Source organism: Parabacteroides sp. MSK.9.14, from assembly GCF_019041495.1.
Taxonomy (GTDB): Bacteria; Bacteroidota; Bacteroidia; order Bacteroidales; family Tannerellaceae; genus Parabacteroides; species Parabacteroides merdae.
On record NZ_JAHPXO010000003.1, the window covers coordinates 89,889 to 107,187 of the forward strand.

The following is a 17,299-nucleotide window of genomic DNA, read 5'->3' on the forward strand; positions in this document are numbered from 1 at the left end:
ATTTACAAAATCATTTTCTCGATCGGTAGCACCAGTATGCCTTCTGCTCCCAATGATTTCAGTTTACCGATGATTTCCCAGAAATGTTTCTCCGCTATGACGGATTGGACAGACACCCAGTTCCCGTCGGCAAGCGGCGTGATGGTCGGGCTCTTCATGCCCGGCAGCACTTCTATGATCTCGTCCATCTTGTCTTTTGGAGCGTTCAACAATACATATTTCTTGCCTTCCGCTACCTGGATCGCTTCGAAACGGAACAACAGTTCGTCCAGGATAGCCTGTTTTTCATCCGACAAATTATTATTGGCAATCAACAGGGCCTCGCTCTGCATGATGACTTCCACTTCTTTGAGCTGATTACTCACCAGTGTGCTGCCGGAGCTGACGATATCGAAAATCGCATCCGCGAGGCCGATACCCGGCGCAATTTCCACAGACCCGCTGATTACGTGAAGGTCTGCTTTCACTCCCTTTTCAGCCAGATAAGCCTTCAGTATTTCCGGATAGGAAGTTGCGATCGTTTTTCCGGCGAACCATTCCACCCCCTGATAATCTTCATCTTTCGGAATGGCGAGTGAAAGACGGCATTTGCTGAATCCTAAACGTTTGATCAGCTTGGCCTCCTGCCCTTTTTCTACATATTCGTTTTCGCCAACGATACCTATGTCGGCAACTCCATTGGCTACAGATTGTGGAATATCGTCATCGCGCAAGAATAAGACTTCTACCGGAAAACCTTTTGCCGACAACAGCAAAATACGTTTTCCCCTGTTTAGTTTAATACCGGCTTCTTCTAAGAGAAGCATTGTTTCATCGTAAAGACGACCTTTTGATTGTACTGCGATTCGTAACATGTTTATTTTGTTTGTATATATTTTTCCAAAAACAAAATAAGGCCCACCGTAAACGGCAAGCCTTATTCATTTATATCATATGTTCCTACATACCACACAGCCCACCGAACTATTGCCCGTTGTAATGATGATGATGGTGGAGATGCGTACTTTTCATTTGTTATTATTTTTACGTTGCAAAGTTACAATAATAATTGAATTAGCAAATAAAACTTACAAAAGATTAGCCAATCGGGGTGATTTTTTATTATGAGGCCAATTTTAACCCGATAATTCCGGTTATCTGTACAGATGATCCGCCTGCTGACGGATTTTATTTGAGAGCAGGACCGGATAGTCCGGGTGGGCGGCAAAGAAATCGTCCACCTCCTTCCGGGCTGCCGAAGAAGTATGTCCGCTCAGTAAAGCCCGTACCCAATCACGCGGGAAAAAGATATCCCCCGTACGCTGTACCTCCTGCAAGGCTTCCAGTGCCGGACGGATATAACCGACCGCTTCTTTCTGGCGCAACTGGCAGTTCAGGTTCGACAAGGCGGCCGAAGCCCACGGCTCGACGCGACGGTTCTCGGCTACGAGCAGAGAAGCAAACACACTGTCGCGCACTTCCTGCCGGGGAGAAACGGAGGGTGAGATGAATGCATATTGCCGTTTGCGGTCCGGGTTGGTGATCCGTGCTTGCTGGGTTGCTACAATTTCATCGGCTTTGTCAGGCATTTGGATAGCCAGATCGTACGACAAGCTGATATAATCATTTTCGCTCAACGAACAGCCGGCAGGCGCTTTTTGGTCTTTCCAGAGCGCGTATAGTTTTCCGACCGCTTCCGGCGAGCGGGCAATGGAACGATATTGGCGGAACGCCTGCAAACGTTGTTGGGATTGTTCCGCCATTGTCACGATTCGCCAGAGCACCAGTTCCAGTTTCTCCGGATCAGCGAGATAGAAACGTTGGCAATTACCGATATATCCGAGGGCGGCCGAGAACAACAGAGAATTGTTTTCCGTAGGCAAATAATCCAACATTGCTTCCATATAAAGCTCTGCAGGGATAGTCCGGTTCAATAAATTCTCGTACAACGTAATCAACAAAGAACCTCTCAACACCTCGTCCTTACAAGCGGGAAGGTTGCCCAAACAAGCCTTCGCATCTTTCTCAAGCAGGCGGAAGAAACCATATCCTTTGCCATCGGCATTGGGCATGACGAAACAGCCTTCGCTCGCCTGCCTTTTCAGTTCCTTGAGGCATGACGCCTGCTCTTTTCCAAATGAAACTTGCACGTCCTCCGTCCCTCCGTCAGGATAGACAACCAGAAAAGACAAGTCTTGTTCCCACAACAGCCCGCGTCCTAACGGATCTTTCTGCGAGACCTGCAACGATTTGCCATCTTCGGATATCACTCCACATATCTCCGGCATGCCCTTTTCATTCACCCAAACCCGGCTCCAGGCCGCCAGATCGTCGTTCGTATATTTGTCCAGGATACCGATCAAGCCTTCCCAAGTTGCATTTCCGTATGCATACGTCTTCAGATATTCCCGGATTCCTTTTTGGAAAGACTCCTTCCCCATTTTCTTAATCAGCATTTCCAGGATAACCGGAGACTTGTCATAGATGATATTACCGTACATCAATCCGGCATCTCGCATGTTCTCCAGTTGCTGCTTCACCGGATTGGCACCGGCGGTACGATCTTCGGAATAGGCCGCGGGGATATAGTCAAGCATGAAATTCAAAGAATGGTTCACCTCCGGAAACAGAGGCTCGATTATCTGGGAGGCGTAATAATTGGCAAAGACCTCTTTTGTCCAGACATCATTGAACCATTCCATCGTCACGAAGTCCCCGAACCACATATGCGAAGTCTCGTGCGCAATCAAGGAACTGCGTGCCAGACGCTCGTTCAATGTCGGGTTCTCGTTCAGGAACATCCGCCCGTCCGTATATAAGGTCGCTCCCGTATGTTCCATCCCGCCGAACTGGAATCCCGGCAAAATGATCAGGTCGTATTTGGCGAAGGGGTATGGTATCTGTGTATATTCCTCCTGCCATTCGAGTGCATCGAACACTTCGGATGCGATATCGGAGCACTGTGCTACTTTCTTCGGGTCGGTCTCACGATGGTAGATCGAAATGTTCCGTCCGTCGCGCGAATACGTTTCTCGTGTCAGCTTACCGGCAACAAAAGAGAAAAGATAGGTGCTGAGCGGTTCCGTTTCCCGGAAAGAAATCCGCTTGCGCCTGGCGACGGATGTCGAATCCACCTGCTCGACCACCCCGTTGGCGAGCGCCTGCCAGGAAGACGGAACCTCCAACGACAGGGTGAAAAGCGATTTCATGTCCGGTTGGTCGAAACAAGGGAAGAGCGTACGCGCCCGGTCAGGGACCAGCAACGTATAGAGGAATTCGTCCCGGCGGTTAAGCGACTGATCGTTTGCCGTAAATTCGATAGTCACGCGGTTCTCTCCGTCTGCCGCCTCTCTTGTATCGATCACGATATGCTCGTCCTTAACCGTATAAGGGACTTTCCTGCCATTCAACAAAACTGAGGCTACCTGTTCCGATTCCCCTCGGAAGTCTATGATAACCGGCAGTCTTTCGTGGATAGCAAGCGTTATATCCGCTTTGCCTGTGACGGCTTCTTCGCGGGATTCCGGGATGGAAAAAAAGAGGTTGTAACGTACCTCCTTGAAATGTTCTTTCCTGAACTGAGCCAATTCCCGGCTGACTCCCGGTTGCAACAGCGCAGCATCGGGTACAGGACTACCGCAAGCCGTCAATAAACTGATAGCTGCCACTCCTATAAATTGTTTTATATTTCCAGTGTTCATTATGATTTAAATCTTTTCATTCTCTCAAATACTCTGCTATGGACATGAAGTTCCGTTCCAACAGATACATTTGACTTGCCATAAAGGAGAAAAACTCTCCCCAATCCTGACGGCGGTGGAAGTCAATCCCGGATTTGGCTGTATAAATACGGGCCACCTGCTTTCCGGTATCGCGCACGAAACAAATGTCCCAAGTCAACCCCTCCGGAAAATCCATTTCCAGCGTATCCTTATACCACGTCAGGCGTTCGAACATCTCCAGCCGGGCCTCTTCGCTCCTATGGTTCACTTCGAGGATGACAAACGCACCCTCTCTTGTCGCATCGAATTTGAGTTCGACCCCTTTCACTTTCGTATCATATAAAACCCACGTTTTCTTGCGTCCTCTCAGATACGGCTGTACTTCACAAAATGCGGCGAAACTTTCCCAAAATTCAAGTTTCAGGTTCTTGAGTTCGTCTTTACTATACATTTATTTATATATGTCTTTCTTTTTCACTTTTATTATCGTACCGTATTCGGCCAGCTTCTTCATATCGATATGTTTCCGGTTCCCAGCAATCACGTAAACGACCGGGCGGCCACTGATCTGCTCCCGGTAGAAACGGGAAATATCCTGCATGTCCATCGTTGCGATATCCCGCAGGAATTCTTCAGCCGGATCACGGTCGAAACCTTCCATACGCGCACTCGCCACTTTCTCGGACAGGTTGCGGAAAGGCGGATAATCGTTATTGATACGGTTCACCAACGTCTGCTTGACCGCCTCCATCCTTTCCGGCTTCAACGGCATTTCCCGGATCAGCGAATCCAGTACGCCCAGCGCATCCAGCGTCTTGTCGCTTTGAGTGGACAGCATCGCCGTAAAAGATCCGGCAGTCCCTTTATGTGCATGGTTCGGCAACTGGTAACGACCGCTTGTCCGGTATGCAAAAGAACGGAATTCCCTTATTTCTTGAAACATCAGCGATGACATATCGCCTCCGAAGTAGACAGAGAACAGCCGGGAGGCATGGCGGGAAGCCTTGTCATCGACCGGATCGCCCTTGACATAGCCGTAAACGATGCTCTGCGCCATATCCGGCATATCGATAAAAAAGACGGTCGGCCGGTCGTATTGCTTCAACTCGCGGTAATAGGGAGAATTGGAGGCAACGGTCGTCCGCTCCAGTGGGAGATGCTGGCGAATCGTCCCGATCACCTTTTCTACAGGCAATGTGCCGCAGTAGTGAAGGTCGCACTGTACGCTCCGTACTTTATCGTAGATCGCCAACATATCTTTACCCTTCAATTTCTTGATTTGCGAGAGTGAAAGTTTACGCAGGTAACGGGACTGATCACCGTACTTTACCTGTTCTAACAAAGCTGATGCCACATTGTCGCCCGACTTGAAAAAGGCTTTCTCCGAGACTTTGGCATCGTCCACAATCTGACGTAGCTTCTTGTCGTCAGCCTTTGCATGGCGGATAAAGTCACCCACAAGTTTCATCGTTTCGTCAATATGGTTATCGAAACCAGTCACCTTCATGACAAAAGCATCGGGTGTTACATCGAATGCAAGCGTGCTTCCGATCGATTGCAAACGGCTGCGGAACTGCTCGAAAGATAAAGACTCGGTCCCTAATAATTGCAGATAGTTGGTGAGCTGCATCAATTCCGGCTGTTCCAAGGCACCGATCCCGTAGGAGATGTTCAAAGTAAAAATATCGTTCAGCGGATTAGGTGTCGTGTACAACGTCACCAAAGGAGTCAACTTTGACGTCTTCACATCCTTTTCGAAATCGATGATACGAGGTGCGACTTGTTGTTCCGGTATCTTCTCCAACTGTTTGGCATAAGAAGACGAAGCGTCTGCATTCCGGGGAACAACCGGAGAGAAAGCTGGTTTCGGCAAATTGTCTTTTGGATATTTCCCTGTGCTCTTGGTTACGCACAAATAGTTATTGCTGAAATATTTTTGGGCGACCCGCACGACATCCTCTTTCGTGATGGATTCGATCCGTGCCACTTCGTTCAGATAATCGTTCCAACTCTTTCCTTGAGAAAACAGATTCATCATGATTGTCGCACGTGAGTCGATATTTTCCAATGAGGAAGCATACTGCCGTTTCTGTTCCAGTTTCAAGCTGTTGAACATTTCATCACTGAAATCTCCGTTCTTCACTCGGTTGATCTCGTCCCAGACCATCTTCTCTGCCGAACTGTACGACTGGATCAACAATTTCGGCATAATAGCGACCGCCAAGATTCCCGCTTCATTCATGCTCTCGTTGATGGCAAGAGCTCCCATCAACTTATGTTCCACCATCAGTTTGTCCAGATAGCCCGTACCGTTGGCGTTATTCAACAAGTTGACCGCAATATTCAAGGCTACCTGGTCCTCGTGGTTGGCCGAAACACCCCGGAAACCAAGCCCCATCGCCTTAATAAAGGGGATCGGGAACTTTACCTTCATTGTCTCCCGTCCGTTGAAGGGCGGGAGCATCACTTTCTCCTGTTTCGGCGCATTGCCCGAACGGATTCGTGAAAAGGCCTTTTCTAATATAGGCATAACCTGCTGTGCATCGAAATCACCACTAAGGATTAGTGCCATATTGGATGCCACGTAATAGTCCTCGAAGAACTTGTGCATTTCCGTCAGCCGCGGGTTCTTGAGGTTTTTCGTGCTGCCGATAATTGGGTAAGCATACGGGTGTGGACCGAAATAGCGTGCCATCAATGTGTCCATCACCTGACCACCGATGAAATCACCATACATGTTCTTCTCCTCATAAACCGTTTCCAGTTCGCTTTGGAAAAGACGGAATACGGGGTTAATCAGGCGTTCGCTGTTGATCTCCGCCCATTGAACCATATATTGCGGAGAAAACGTATTGAAATAGATTGTAGCATCGTATGAGGTCGCCGCATTCAGACCGGAACCGCCGAACCGGTTGATGAGCCGGTTGAACTCATTTGGAATGACATATTCGGAAGAGCGGATGCTCAGTTCGTTGATTTCCTTTTGCAGACGAGCACGTGCCGCGGTATCCTCCGTCATGGCCAGTTCGTCATATTTCATGGCAATGGAATCCAGCAAGACTTTCTCCGACTCGTAATCAAGCGTTCCGATGCGGTCTGTTCCCTTAAACATCATATGCTCGAAATAGTGAGCGATACCTGTATCCGGACAATCTTTTGCTCCTGCTTTCACGACAACGGCGCCGAAAACTTTCGGTTGACTATGATCTTCGTTCAGCCAAACAGTCAGTCCGTTTTCCAGTCTATATTCTTTTACTTTGAGAGCGTTCAAGTCCTCTGCTTGCGATTGATAAGAACAACATGCGAATACCATCATCACTACTTTTAATTTCACGGTCATGCCACAGAATTGTAATATTACAGGCAAAGATAATGAATTAATCAGATATTTACGATTCGTGCGATAAACCAAACGAATATTTAATTGTTATTCAATAAAAAGCAAATACGATATGATAAATCTAGGCAGTTGGATGAACGGCATCCTGATCGGTTGGGGCGTAGACCCTAAAATTGCAAATACTTTCGACGAAATGATCATTGCTGCATTGCTAGTCATACTGGCGATCGGGTTGGATTACCTGTGCCAGGCGATCTTTGTCGGCAGTATGAAAAAACTAGCACAACATACGCATTATCAATGGGATTCGTTGCTTCTCAAACGTAAAGTCGTCCACCACTTGGTCCACACAATACCGGGTATCTTGGTCTATGCCTTGTTGCCTCTGGCGTTTATACGGGGAAAAGGTTTGTTGCTTTTGTCTCAGAAAATATGTGCTGTGTATATCGTGTTCGCTTTGTTATTGGCGATAAATGGTTTTATTTTAGTGTTCCTCGATATGTATAACATGCGGCAGGTGAACAAGAACCGTCCGATTAAAGGATTCATGCAGGTGCTTCAGGTCTTACTGTTCTTTATCGGCGGGATCGTCATTATAGCCATCTTGATCGGGAAATCGCCAGCCAGCCTGTTTGCCGGATTGGGTGCTTCGGCAGCAATCCTGATGTTGGTATTCAAGGATACGATTTTAGGATTCGTGGCGGGCATACAGCTTTCCGCCAACGATATGCTTCGGCCGGGCGACTGGATCACGGTTCCTGGTTCAAACGCGAACGGTATCGTACAGGAAATTACGCTGAACACAGTCAAGATTCAGAATTTCGATAATACCATTTCCACCATCCCGCCTTATACATTGGTAAGCGCTTCGTTTCAGAACTGGCGGGGCATGGTCGAATCGGGAGGCCGCCGTGTGATGAAGTCCATTTTTCTCGACCTCAATACCATCAAGTTCTGTACTCCGGACATGCTCAACACATTCCGCAAGGAAATCCCTTTGCTTGCCGACTACAAGCCGAACGAAGGCGTGACACCTACCAATTCGCAGATGTTCCGTGTCTATGTGGAGAAATACCTGACAAGCCTTCCGGTCGTCAACACCGATCTCGATTTAATCATCAGCCAGTTGCAATCGACTGAATATGGCGTACCTATCCAGATCTATTTCTTCTCCCGCAATAAAATATGGAAGGAATACGAACGTATCCAGTCGGACATCTTCGACCATTTCTTCGCAATGGTTCCCAAGTTCGAATTAAAGGTTTACCAATATTCGGAGTAAGGATAATGAAAAAACAGACTTTATTGCCAAATTTGTGAAAATACCCATTGGTCCAAACCGAAACACATGGGCATGAAAATTGATTTTCCCACAGGGGTAATATTTTTATTTGGTAATCGGCTGTATCTCAAAAAAGGACCTTTTTATCGCTTTTTATGGGGAATATTGTATTTTTATTAGTTAGTTTTGTATACAAATTCAAGGTTATCACAAGTATACTTAACTAATCATTTAAGGATATGCACGCAATACAAGAATGGATTAACAATCATTTGATCGAATGGGGGATTATCAGCAGTTCGGCAAATGAACTGGACAATGCGATCGTCCTGCTGCTGATCATTGCCGTAACGGTCGGCATCGACTATGCTTGCCGCTATATTTTTCTGAATATGTTCAAACGGCTTGCGAAGAGAACCCGCAACCAATGGGACGACTTGATCGTTGAGCGCAAGATTATCAACAAGCTGATGCACATGATCCCTGCCATCCTGGTGTATGTGCTGTTGCCACTGGCTTTCCCAGTTGATGAGACGCCCAAGATATTGGGAATCCTGCAAATGATATGCAAGATCTACATCATTGCCGTTTCACTTCGTTTCATCAGTGCCTCCCTGAACGTCGTGCATGAAATATATAACCGGAAGGAATCACTCAAGAACAAGCCGCTGAAAGGTTTCATCCAACTATTGCAGGTAGCCGTTTTTTTTATTGGTTTTATACTGATCATCAGCATTCTGATCGGCAAATCACCAACGACGCTGTTCGCCGGACTGGGCGCTTCCGCCGCTATCCTGATGCTGGTGTTTAAGGATACGCTCTTAGGATTCGTAGCCGGCATACAGCTTTCCGCCAACGATATGCTGCGTCCGGGCGACTGGATCACGATGGAGAAATATGGGGCGAACGGGACGGTTATCGAAGTCACGCTGAACGCAGTCAAAGTCAAGAACTTCGACAATACGATCACGACGATTCCCCCTTATGCCTTAGTGAGCGATGCTTTCCAGAACTGGCGTGGGATGTCAGAATCTCCCGGACGGCGGATCAAGCGCTCCATCAATATCGATATGAACAGCGTGAGTTTCTGTACGCCTGAGATGTTGGCCAAATTCCGCAAAATTTCCTTGCTGACAGACTATATCGACGAGAAAGAAAAAGAACTGAACGCCTATAACGAGGCGCACCGGATCGATGATTCCATCCGCGTAAACGGCCGTCGACAAACGAATATAGGTGTGTTTCGCGCCTACCTGGTCAATTATCTGAAAAGCCTCCCGGAGGTCAGTAAGGAACTGACTTGCATGGTCCGCCAGTTGCAACCGACAGAAACCGGTATTCCGATCGAACTTTATTTCTTCTCCTCCGTGAAAGACTGGGTTCCCTACGAAGGCATTCAATCCGACGTATTCGACCATGTGCTGGCCGTAATCCCGGAATTCGGACTCAGCGTCTTCCAGAATGTCTCTGGCAGTGATTTGAGGGGCCTGAAAATAGTGAGATAACAAAAAAGTGTTGCTTGCCATAGGGTAACGCTTTTTTTGTTCGTCTATAGGACATCAGTAAAAAATAATAGTCACACATGAAAAACACAATTCTTACTTTTTGCTGTATCCTGTTACAGCAATCGCTCTTTGCCGAAAACAAGGATTGGCTGATCGACGGAAGCCCGTATAAGACGGAGGTCAATCTTTCATCGGATAAGAAACAAATTGAATTGACAAACGGTCTTCTTCGTCGTTCCTTTTCACTAACACCCAACGGTGCGACAATCGCACTGGATAATCTGATGACGGGACAAAACGAATTGCGTGCCGTGCGACCGGAAGCCGTGCTTGTCATCAATGGAAAAGAGTATCCAGTCGGAGGTTTGGAAGGGCAGCCTGTCCATAATTTCCTGACAAAAGATTTCCTGTCCGGCATGCAGCTGTGCGATTCGGCATTTGTCTTGGCTGGTTATACGGTTAGCGAAACAAAAGAACGCTTTCCTTGGAAACCGAACGAGGCCTGGATTAGCAATCGATATCCGTGGCCTGCGCCCGGCAAACGCATCACCTTCACTTATAGGGCTCCCCGAAAAATTGTAGACGAATGCAAAGGGTTAACCATCCGTATCGTTTATGAACTATATGATGGAGCTCCGATCCTGTCTAAATGGATCGAGATCGAAAACAACGGACAAAAGGCTGTTACACTGGATTCATTCAAATCAGAAGTTCTTGCGTTGGTTGAGACTGCCCCGAAAGTCCACTATGGTGAGCCCCATGAGGTGCGCATGATGGCACAAAAAACGGGATACTATACGGAAGATTACCGCAAAAGACCAGTACAGACAGATGCTCCGCGTGACTATATCGACCGTTTCACCCAACTGTTCGTCGTTACGGATTATGCGATGGGTGGAGATATGGAAGCGATGAAAGACAATCCCGCCGTCCGTTGGGTATTCGATCATCCGGAATACGAGTTTACCGGTATCCGCTATTACGGCCAATATAAGCCGGCACGGTTGGAAGTAACACCTCTGTTAGGACCGGCTGAAGAGATTGCACCGGGAGAAAGTTTCACATCCTGCCGTGCCTTCGAAATGCTCCGCGATGCGACAGACCAGGAAAGACGAGGACTTGCCGAGTGTCGATTCTGGCGCATGATGGCCCCCTGGACACAGGAGAATCCGATCTTTATGCACGTAAGGGAATCAAGTAACCAGGCTGTCAAACAGGCAATCGACCAATGTGCGGCTGTCGGCTTCGAAATGGTAATCATGACCTTCGGTAGCGGTTTCCAGATCGAAAACGATTCGGTATCTTATCTCCAACGCATGAAAGCTTTGAATAGCTATGCTGCTGACAAAGGCATTGCCATCGGGGGCTATTCGTTGTTAGCAAGCCGTGGTGCCAAACCGAAAGATGCGGCGATTAGCCATCATACGGGCTATCCGGCAAAGACACGCGAAGAAGGCAGTCGTTTCGGGCTTTCTCCTTGTATCGCTTCAGATTGGGGTAGTGATTATTTCAAGCGTCTGAAGAACTTCTTCCATACGACCGGTATGAACGTATTCGAGAACGACGGTTCCTATCCCGGCGATCCCTGTTCCTCTACTGTCCACAGTGGGCACAAAGGATATCTGGATTCGCAGTGGAAACAGTGGAATAGGATCAGCTCGTTCTATCAGTGGTGCCGGGCAAAAGGTATCTATCTGAATGTCCCGGATTGGTATTTTCTGATGGGTTCCAACAAAACTCCGATGGGGTATGTTGAAACCAACTGGTCCCTGCCAAGGTCCTACCAAGAAGTTATCGAACGGCAGAATATCTACGATGGTACCTGGCAGAAAACGCCCAGCATGGGCTTTATGTTCGTTCCCCTCACCCAATATCACGGTGGTGGAGCGGCTGCCACTATTGAACCGTTGAACGAACACTTGTCTCATTATGAGACAAGGCTGCGTAATCTGTTCGGTGCCGGTGTGCAAGCTTGCTATCGTGGTCCCCGCCTCTATGACACGGAACAAACCCGGAAACTGGTGACCCAATGGGTTGCTTTCTACAAGCAGTACCGCCAAATATTGGATTCGGACATTATCCATTTGAGACGTCCGGACGGACAGGATTGGGATGGCATCATGCATGTCAACCCGCAATCGAAGCGGAAAGCCTTCATTTCCGTTTATAATCCGTTGGATATCGCGATAGAGAGAGAAATCGAAGTTCCTTTATATTATACGGGACTGACAAATAAGGCAATCGTAAAAGAACAGGACAAAAATGGGAAGGAGTACTCGCTCGCCCGCAATTATTCCATCTTGTTGAAGATACGGATTCCGGCAAAAGGCTATAATTGGTACATCATCGAATAACATAATTCAACAAACAGAATGAAACTTAAATTACTACTGCTTACTTTCATCCTAGTGTGTACAGGATGTAAAAATGACCCGCGGATACAAGCGGCCTACGACTTGATCGAACGTGTGACTCCCGGATACGGGGAACAATTCAAACTGGAATTAATGGAACCAATCGACGGAATGGATGCATACGAGATCACGTCCGACAACGGCAAAGTCGTACTGCGTGGAAATAACACGATCTCACTGGCGACGGCGTTCAACCAATATTTGAAATACACTTGTAATGCACATGTTTCCTGGTTCGGCAATCAACTGGACCTGCCGAAGCAATTGCCCATGCCCGCCCCCGTTAAAAACACGATCAACGGCAAATACCGTGTCTATATGAATTATTGTACGGTCAGCTACTCGGCTGCCTGGTGGGATTGGGAACGCTGGCAGCGAGAGCTTGACTTTATGGCAATGAACTCGATTAATATGCCGTTGTCTGTTGTCGGGTTGGAAGCTGTCTGGTACAATACCCTTCTCAAACATAAGTTTACGGACGAAGAGGCACGTCGGTTCCTGGCCGGTCCAGGACATTTCGCATGGCAATGGATGCAGAACTTGCAAAGCTATGGAGGGCCACTCCCCAAATCCTGGATCGACAAGCATATCGTTTTGGGAAAACAGATTATCGACCGGGAGTTGGAATTGGGGATGCAACCCATTCAACAAGGATTCTCCGGCTATGTTCCGCGTGAACTGAAAGAAAAATACCCGGATGCCAAGATACAGTTGCAGCCTTCCTGGTGCGGTTTTACCGGGGCTGCACAGTTGGACCCGACTGATTCTTTATTCACAGTGATCGGACGTGACTTCCTGGAAGAAGAAAAGAAACTCTACGGAGCGCACGGTGTTTATGCGGCCGATCCGTTTCACGAAAGCCAGCCGCCTGTCGATACACCGGAATATCTGCGTGCCGTTGGTAACGCTATCCATAAACTTTTCAACGATTTTGATCCGAATTCGATTTGGGCCATGCAAGCATGGAGTCTTCGCGAACCGATCGTGAAAGCTGTTCCGAAAGAGAATCTGCTGATCCTGGACTTGAACGGGGCCAAAAGCCAGCAGGAAAATGCTTGCTGGGGGTATCCGCTTGTTGCCGGAAATCTGCATAACTTCGGGGGACGTATCAACCTGCACGGAGATTTGCGTCTGCTTGCTTCCAACCAATATGTAAATGCGGTGAAAAAGAATCCGAATGTTTGTGGTTCCGGTCTCTTTATGGAGTCTATCGAGCAAAATCCGGTATATTATGATCTGGCTTTTGAAATGCCTCTCCATAAAGATGAAGTCAATATCGAAGAATGGCTCTGCCGTTACGCAGACCGTCGCTACGGAAAACCGTCCGAAAACGCGCATCAGGCTTGGTCGCATCTGTTAGAAGGGCCCTATCGCCCCGGAACAAACGGGACGGAACGCAGTTCCATCATCGCCGCCCGTCCAGCTGTGAACGTAAAAAAATCCGGCCCGAACGCCGGCCTGGGGATACCCTACTCTCCTCTGTCGGTAGTCCAGGCCGAAGGCTTGTTGCTAAAAGATGCCGCCCGATTGGAAGACTCCGATCCTTATCGTTTTGATATTGTCGATATCCAGCGCCAGCTGATGTCCAACCTCGGACAGGCTATCCATAAACAGGCGGCAGAGGCGTTCCGTAAAAAAGACAAGGAAGCATTCGCCCTGCATAGCAACCGTTTTCTCGAAATGTTGCGCGATGTCGATGAACTGTTGCGTACGCGTCCGGAATTCAACTTTGACAAATGGTTGACGCAGGCTCGTAGCTGGGGGGATAATAGCGAAGAAAAAGATCTATTTGAAAAAGACGCAACCGCGCTTGTAACAGTGTGGGGGGCCGATGGCGATCCGCTTATCTTCGACTACTCATGGCGGGAATGGACGGGATTGATAGACGGATATTATCTGAAACGCTGGGAAAAGTTCTACGCTATGCTTCAGGATCATCTCGATGCCGGGACAAATTACAGCGAAAAAGATTTACCGCAAACGCACGGCCGTGAGTCTTTCCGTGCCAATGATTTCTACAGCACTTTAGGAGACTGGGAACTTCAATTTGTTTCCACTCCGGATAAAGTCCGTACCCCTATCACACAAGGAGACGAGGTGGAAACCGCTACCCGCCTGTATAAAAAGTATGCTCGTCTTGCTACCGAGTATTATAAGGATGAAATCGAGGCAGATGAGATTCATGAAGGTAACATCTTTGAGAATTTGGGTGAATAACTCCTCAAAAAGATTATATTATGACAATAAGACAATTCCTTCTTGCTTGTTTCTGCTGTGTGACTCCCTGTCTGACAGCACAGACAAGCAAGATAAAACTATCGGAGATGAACCTCTCCCCCATCTATCAGCCATACGGGACTCCGGCATCCGGCAAAGCAGTCACCGGCGAACCTTTACAGGTTGCCGGTACGCTTTTTGCAGATGGTGTAGGTGTACAGGCAAACAGCAAAATAAAGATTTCACTTCAGGGAAAATCATCCCTTTTCACATGCAAGATCGGTATCAATGATCAGTCGGTTAATTACAAGGACAGCCATCTTGCCAAGATTCCTTTGACCGACGGGACGATGCTCTTTTACGACCAGACAAACGGTCGCAAACAATATGTCGGTACGGGAAAAGGAAACGGGGAAGTGGAAAAGGGAAGTGTAGTCTTCAAAATCACCGGAGACGGGAAAGAACTGTATAACAGCGGGATCATGCGTGGAGGCGAGACAGCCAGAGCAATCTCTCTTCCCGTCGAAGGAATCAAGATCTTGGAACTGGAAGCAGAAAGTGCAAATGATGGACTTAGCGGTGATCATGCTGATTGGTTGGAGGCCGTCATTACCTATTTCGAAATTCGACCGTCTCTGGTCGCTCCCGAATACCAAGGAGAGATTGCCTCCATGTCTAAAGAAGTGGAACGATCCCTGCAACAGAAAATCGGACAACTCGAAACAATCTGCCTGCCCTTGCCGTCACCTAGTTACGATTGGCTGATCTGTAACCAGGAAGCCAAAGCAAAGGTTTATCAGGCAAACCAAGGAAAAGATATCGTATTGAGCAATGGACTAGTCAGTCGCGTATTCCGCATTTTTCCAAACCTGGCGACAGTCGATATCCAAAATCTGATGACCGGAGAGAATATGCTGCGTGCCGTGAGCAATGAAGGGATTTTGACGCTTGATGGCAAAAACTATTCGCTGGGTGGCTTGGACGGTCAACCCGAATTTGGTTACACCCAGTACAAATGGCTCGACCGGATGGAGCCTTTTGCCAATTCGTTCCGTGTCATCGATTTTCGGATTTCAGAAATCACCCCGCGTATTAACTGGAAAAGTAGACGATGGGCATTGGAAAAAAAACGGAACCCATCCGGCAAACAGCTGACCTTTCTATTAGAAGGGCCGGACGAACTGAAAGGCGTAAAAGTCAAACTACATTACGCCCTTTATGACGGTCTGCCTTGTATTTCCAAATGGTTTGAGATTGAAAACCGGACAGGTGCGGATATCAATCTCGATTCTTTCGTCCTAGAACAGTTAGCTATGGCCGAGCCAGAGTCTCCGGTGGAAGCCAAGAGTCCGGAAATGTTCCGCAAACCCAATATCCATGTCGAAAGCGATTGGGGTTTTCTGGGTTTCATCGAAAAGATTGCCGACAAGACCGAGCACTGGAATCCCGATCCGCGCTACATTTCGCAGTGTAATTATCCACTGCTGACTCCTTGCCTGTTAGAGGTCAAACTGCCAATGGGACCGGACGAGCGAATCTGCAATGGCGGTTCTTTTTCCAGTTTCCATACTTGGCTGATGCCTTTCGATAGTGAAGACAGAGACCGAAAAGGGCTATTTGTCAAACGGATGTATCGGACGATTGCTCCCTGGACAACCGAAAACCCGATCTTCATGCATTGTACATCCAGTGATACTAAGATCGTAAAGCAGGCAATAGATCAATGTGCAGATACCGGCTACGAAATGCTGATCATTAGCTTTGGCTCTGGCCTTAGCATGGAAGACGAATCACCGGCCAACTATGCCAAGTTTAAGGAATTGCGCGACTATGCCGACTCCCGCGGTATCGAGTTGGGGGGATATTCGCTGCTATCGAGTCGTTGGATCAGCGATGATGTGGATGTGATAAATCCCGAAACAGGTAAGAGAGGCGGAATGATTTTCGGCAGTTCTCCCTGTCTTTGCAGTGATTGGGGCTATGACTATTTCCGAAAGATCAAACAGTTTTTCGAAAAGACAGGTATGACCGTGTTTGAAAACGACGGTTCCTATCCGGGGAATGTTTGTGCTTCAACCGTTCACGCTCACCACGAAGGGCTGAAAGATTCCCAATGGAAACAACGTAAACAAATTGAGAACCTATACCGATGGATGTGTGAAAATGGTATCTATATGAATATCCCGGATTATGGCTATCTGCTGAACGGAGGCAATAAAGTCGGAATCGGTTATCGTGAAGTCAACTGGTCTTTACCGCGTGAACGGCAGTTGGTTCTGGGCAGACAAGTCATGTATGACGGTCTTTGGGAACGGCTTCCGAGTATGTGTTGGACTTTTGTGCCTCTCACCCAGTATCATGGCGGCGGAGCAGCCGCTACATTGGAACCGCTCAGCGAACATCTTGCCGACTATCGGGCACACATGATGCAAAACTATGGAACCGGTGTACAGGCTTGTTACCGGGGACATCGGCTTTATGATACCGAGGAGACAAAACAGACGGTAAAAGAAATCATCGACTGGTATAAACGATATCGTTATATTCTAAACAGCGAAGTGATCCACTTACGCCGTCCTGACGGTAAAGATTGGGACGGAATCATGCATGTCGCTCCCGGTAAAAAAGAGAAAGGTTTTGTCATGGTCTATAACCCTACCGACGAGCCGATGGAGCGTACCGTCAAACTACCTCTCTACTATACAGGATTGACCACGGAGGCGGTTGTAAAAGAGCAAGGCAAAGAAGGGGTTCTCCATACTTTGTCGCGCGATTATACGATTCTACTGAGAATAAGGATTCCGGCAAAAGGCTATAATTGGTATATAATAGAATAAAAA

General features: G+C 47.8%; 9 protein-coding genes. 5 read left to right on the forward strand and 4 right to left on the reverse strand.

The features are described 5' to 3' along the window. Positions 1-2: 2 nt before the first annotated feature. The 4 genes from hisG to KTG12_RS02715 form a co-directional block, all read right to left on the reverse strand. Positions 3-854 (reverse strand): ATP phosphoribosyltransferase, encoded by an 852-nt coding sequence (gene hisG, locus KTG12_RS02700; RefSeq protein WP_122115823.1) that lies wholly within the window; start codon positions 852-854, stop codon positions 3-5. Positions 855-1,133: 279 nt separating this feature from the next. Continuing rightward, positions 1,134-3,680, reverse strand: a complete 2,547-nt coding sequence (locus KTG12_RS02705; protein ID WP_122115822.1) for a M1 family aminopeptidase — start codon at positions 3,678-3,680, stop codon at positions 1,134-1,136. Positions 3,681-3,696: 16 nt separating this feature from the next. Next, positions 3,697-4,152 carry a DUF4268 domain-containing protein gene (locus tag KTG12_RS02710; RefSeq protein ID WP_005637895.1) on the reverse strand — a complete coding sequence of 152 codons (456 nt, stop codon included), beginning with the start codon at positions 4,150-4,152 and terminating at the stop codon, positions 3,697-3,699. Beyond that, on the reverse strand, positions 4,153-7,041 hold the full coding sequence (locus KTG12_RS02715) for a M16 family metallopeptidase (protein ID WP_371745252.1): 2,889 nt from the start codon (positions 7,039-7,041) through the stop codon (positions 4,153-4,155). 112 nt (positions 7,042-7,153) lie between these two features. Here KTG12_RS02715 and KTG12_RS02720 point away from each other — a divergent pair, with 112 nt between their 5' ends. From KTG12_RS02720 to KTG12_RS02740, 5 genes are all read left to right on the forward strand, one after another. Then, entirely contained in the window at positions 7,154-8,323 is a 1,170-nt protein-coding gene (locus KTG12_RS02720; protein WP_122115820.1) for a mechanosensitive ion channel family protein, read from the forward strand. 239 nt (positions 8,324-8,562) lie between these two features. Further along, positions 8,563-9,828, forward strand: coding sequence for a mechanosensitive ion channel family protein (locus KTG12_RS02725; RefSeq protein ID WP_155143988.1), 1,266 nt, complete (start codon positions 8,563-8,565; stop codon positions 9,826-9,828). Between the two features lie 77 nt (positions 9,829-9,905). Continuing rightward, entirely contained in the window at positions 9,906-12,182 is a 2,277-nt protein-coding gene (locus KTG12_RS02730) for a hypothetical protein (protein ID WP_138272636.1), read from the forward strand. A gap of 18 nt (positions 12,183-12,200) precedes the next feature. Then, positions 12,201-14,459 carry an alpha-N-acetylglucosaminidase gene (locus KTG12_RS02735; protein ID WP_155143990.1) on the forward strand — a complete coding sequence of 753 codons (2,259 nt, stop codon included), beginning with the start codon at positions 12,201-12,203 and terminating at the stop codon, positions 14,457-14,459. Positions 14,460-14,479: 20 nt separating this feature from the next. Beyond that, positions 14,480-17,296: an NPCBM/NEW2 domain-containing protein gene (locus KTG12_RS02740; protein ID WP_155143992.1), complete on the forward strand. Its 2,817-nt coding sequence runs from the start codon at positions 14,480-14,482 to the stop codon at positions 17,294-17,296. Positions 17,297-17,299 lie beyond the last annotated feature (3 nt).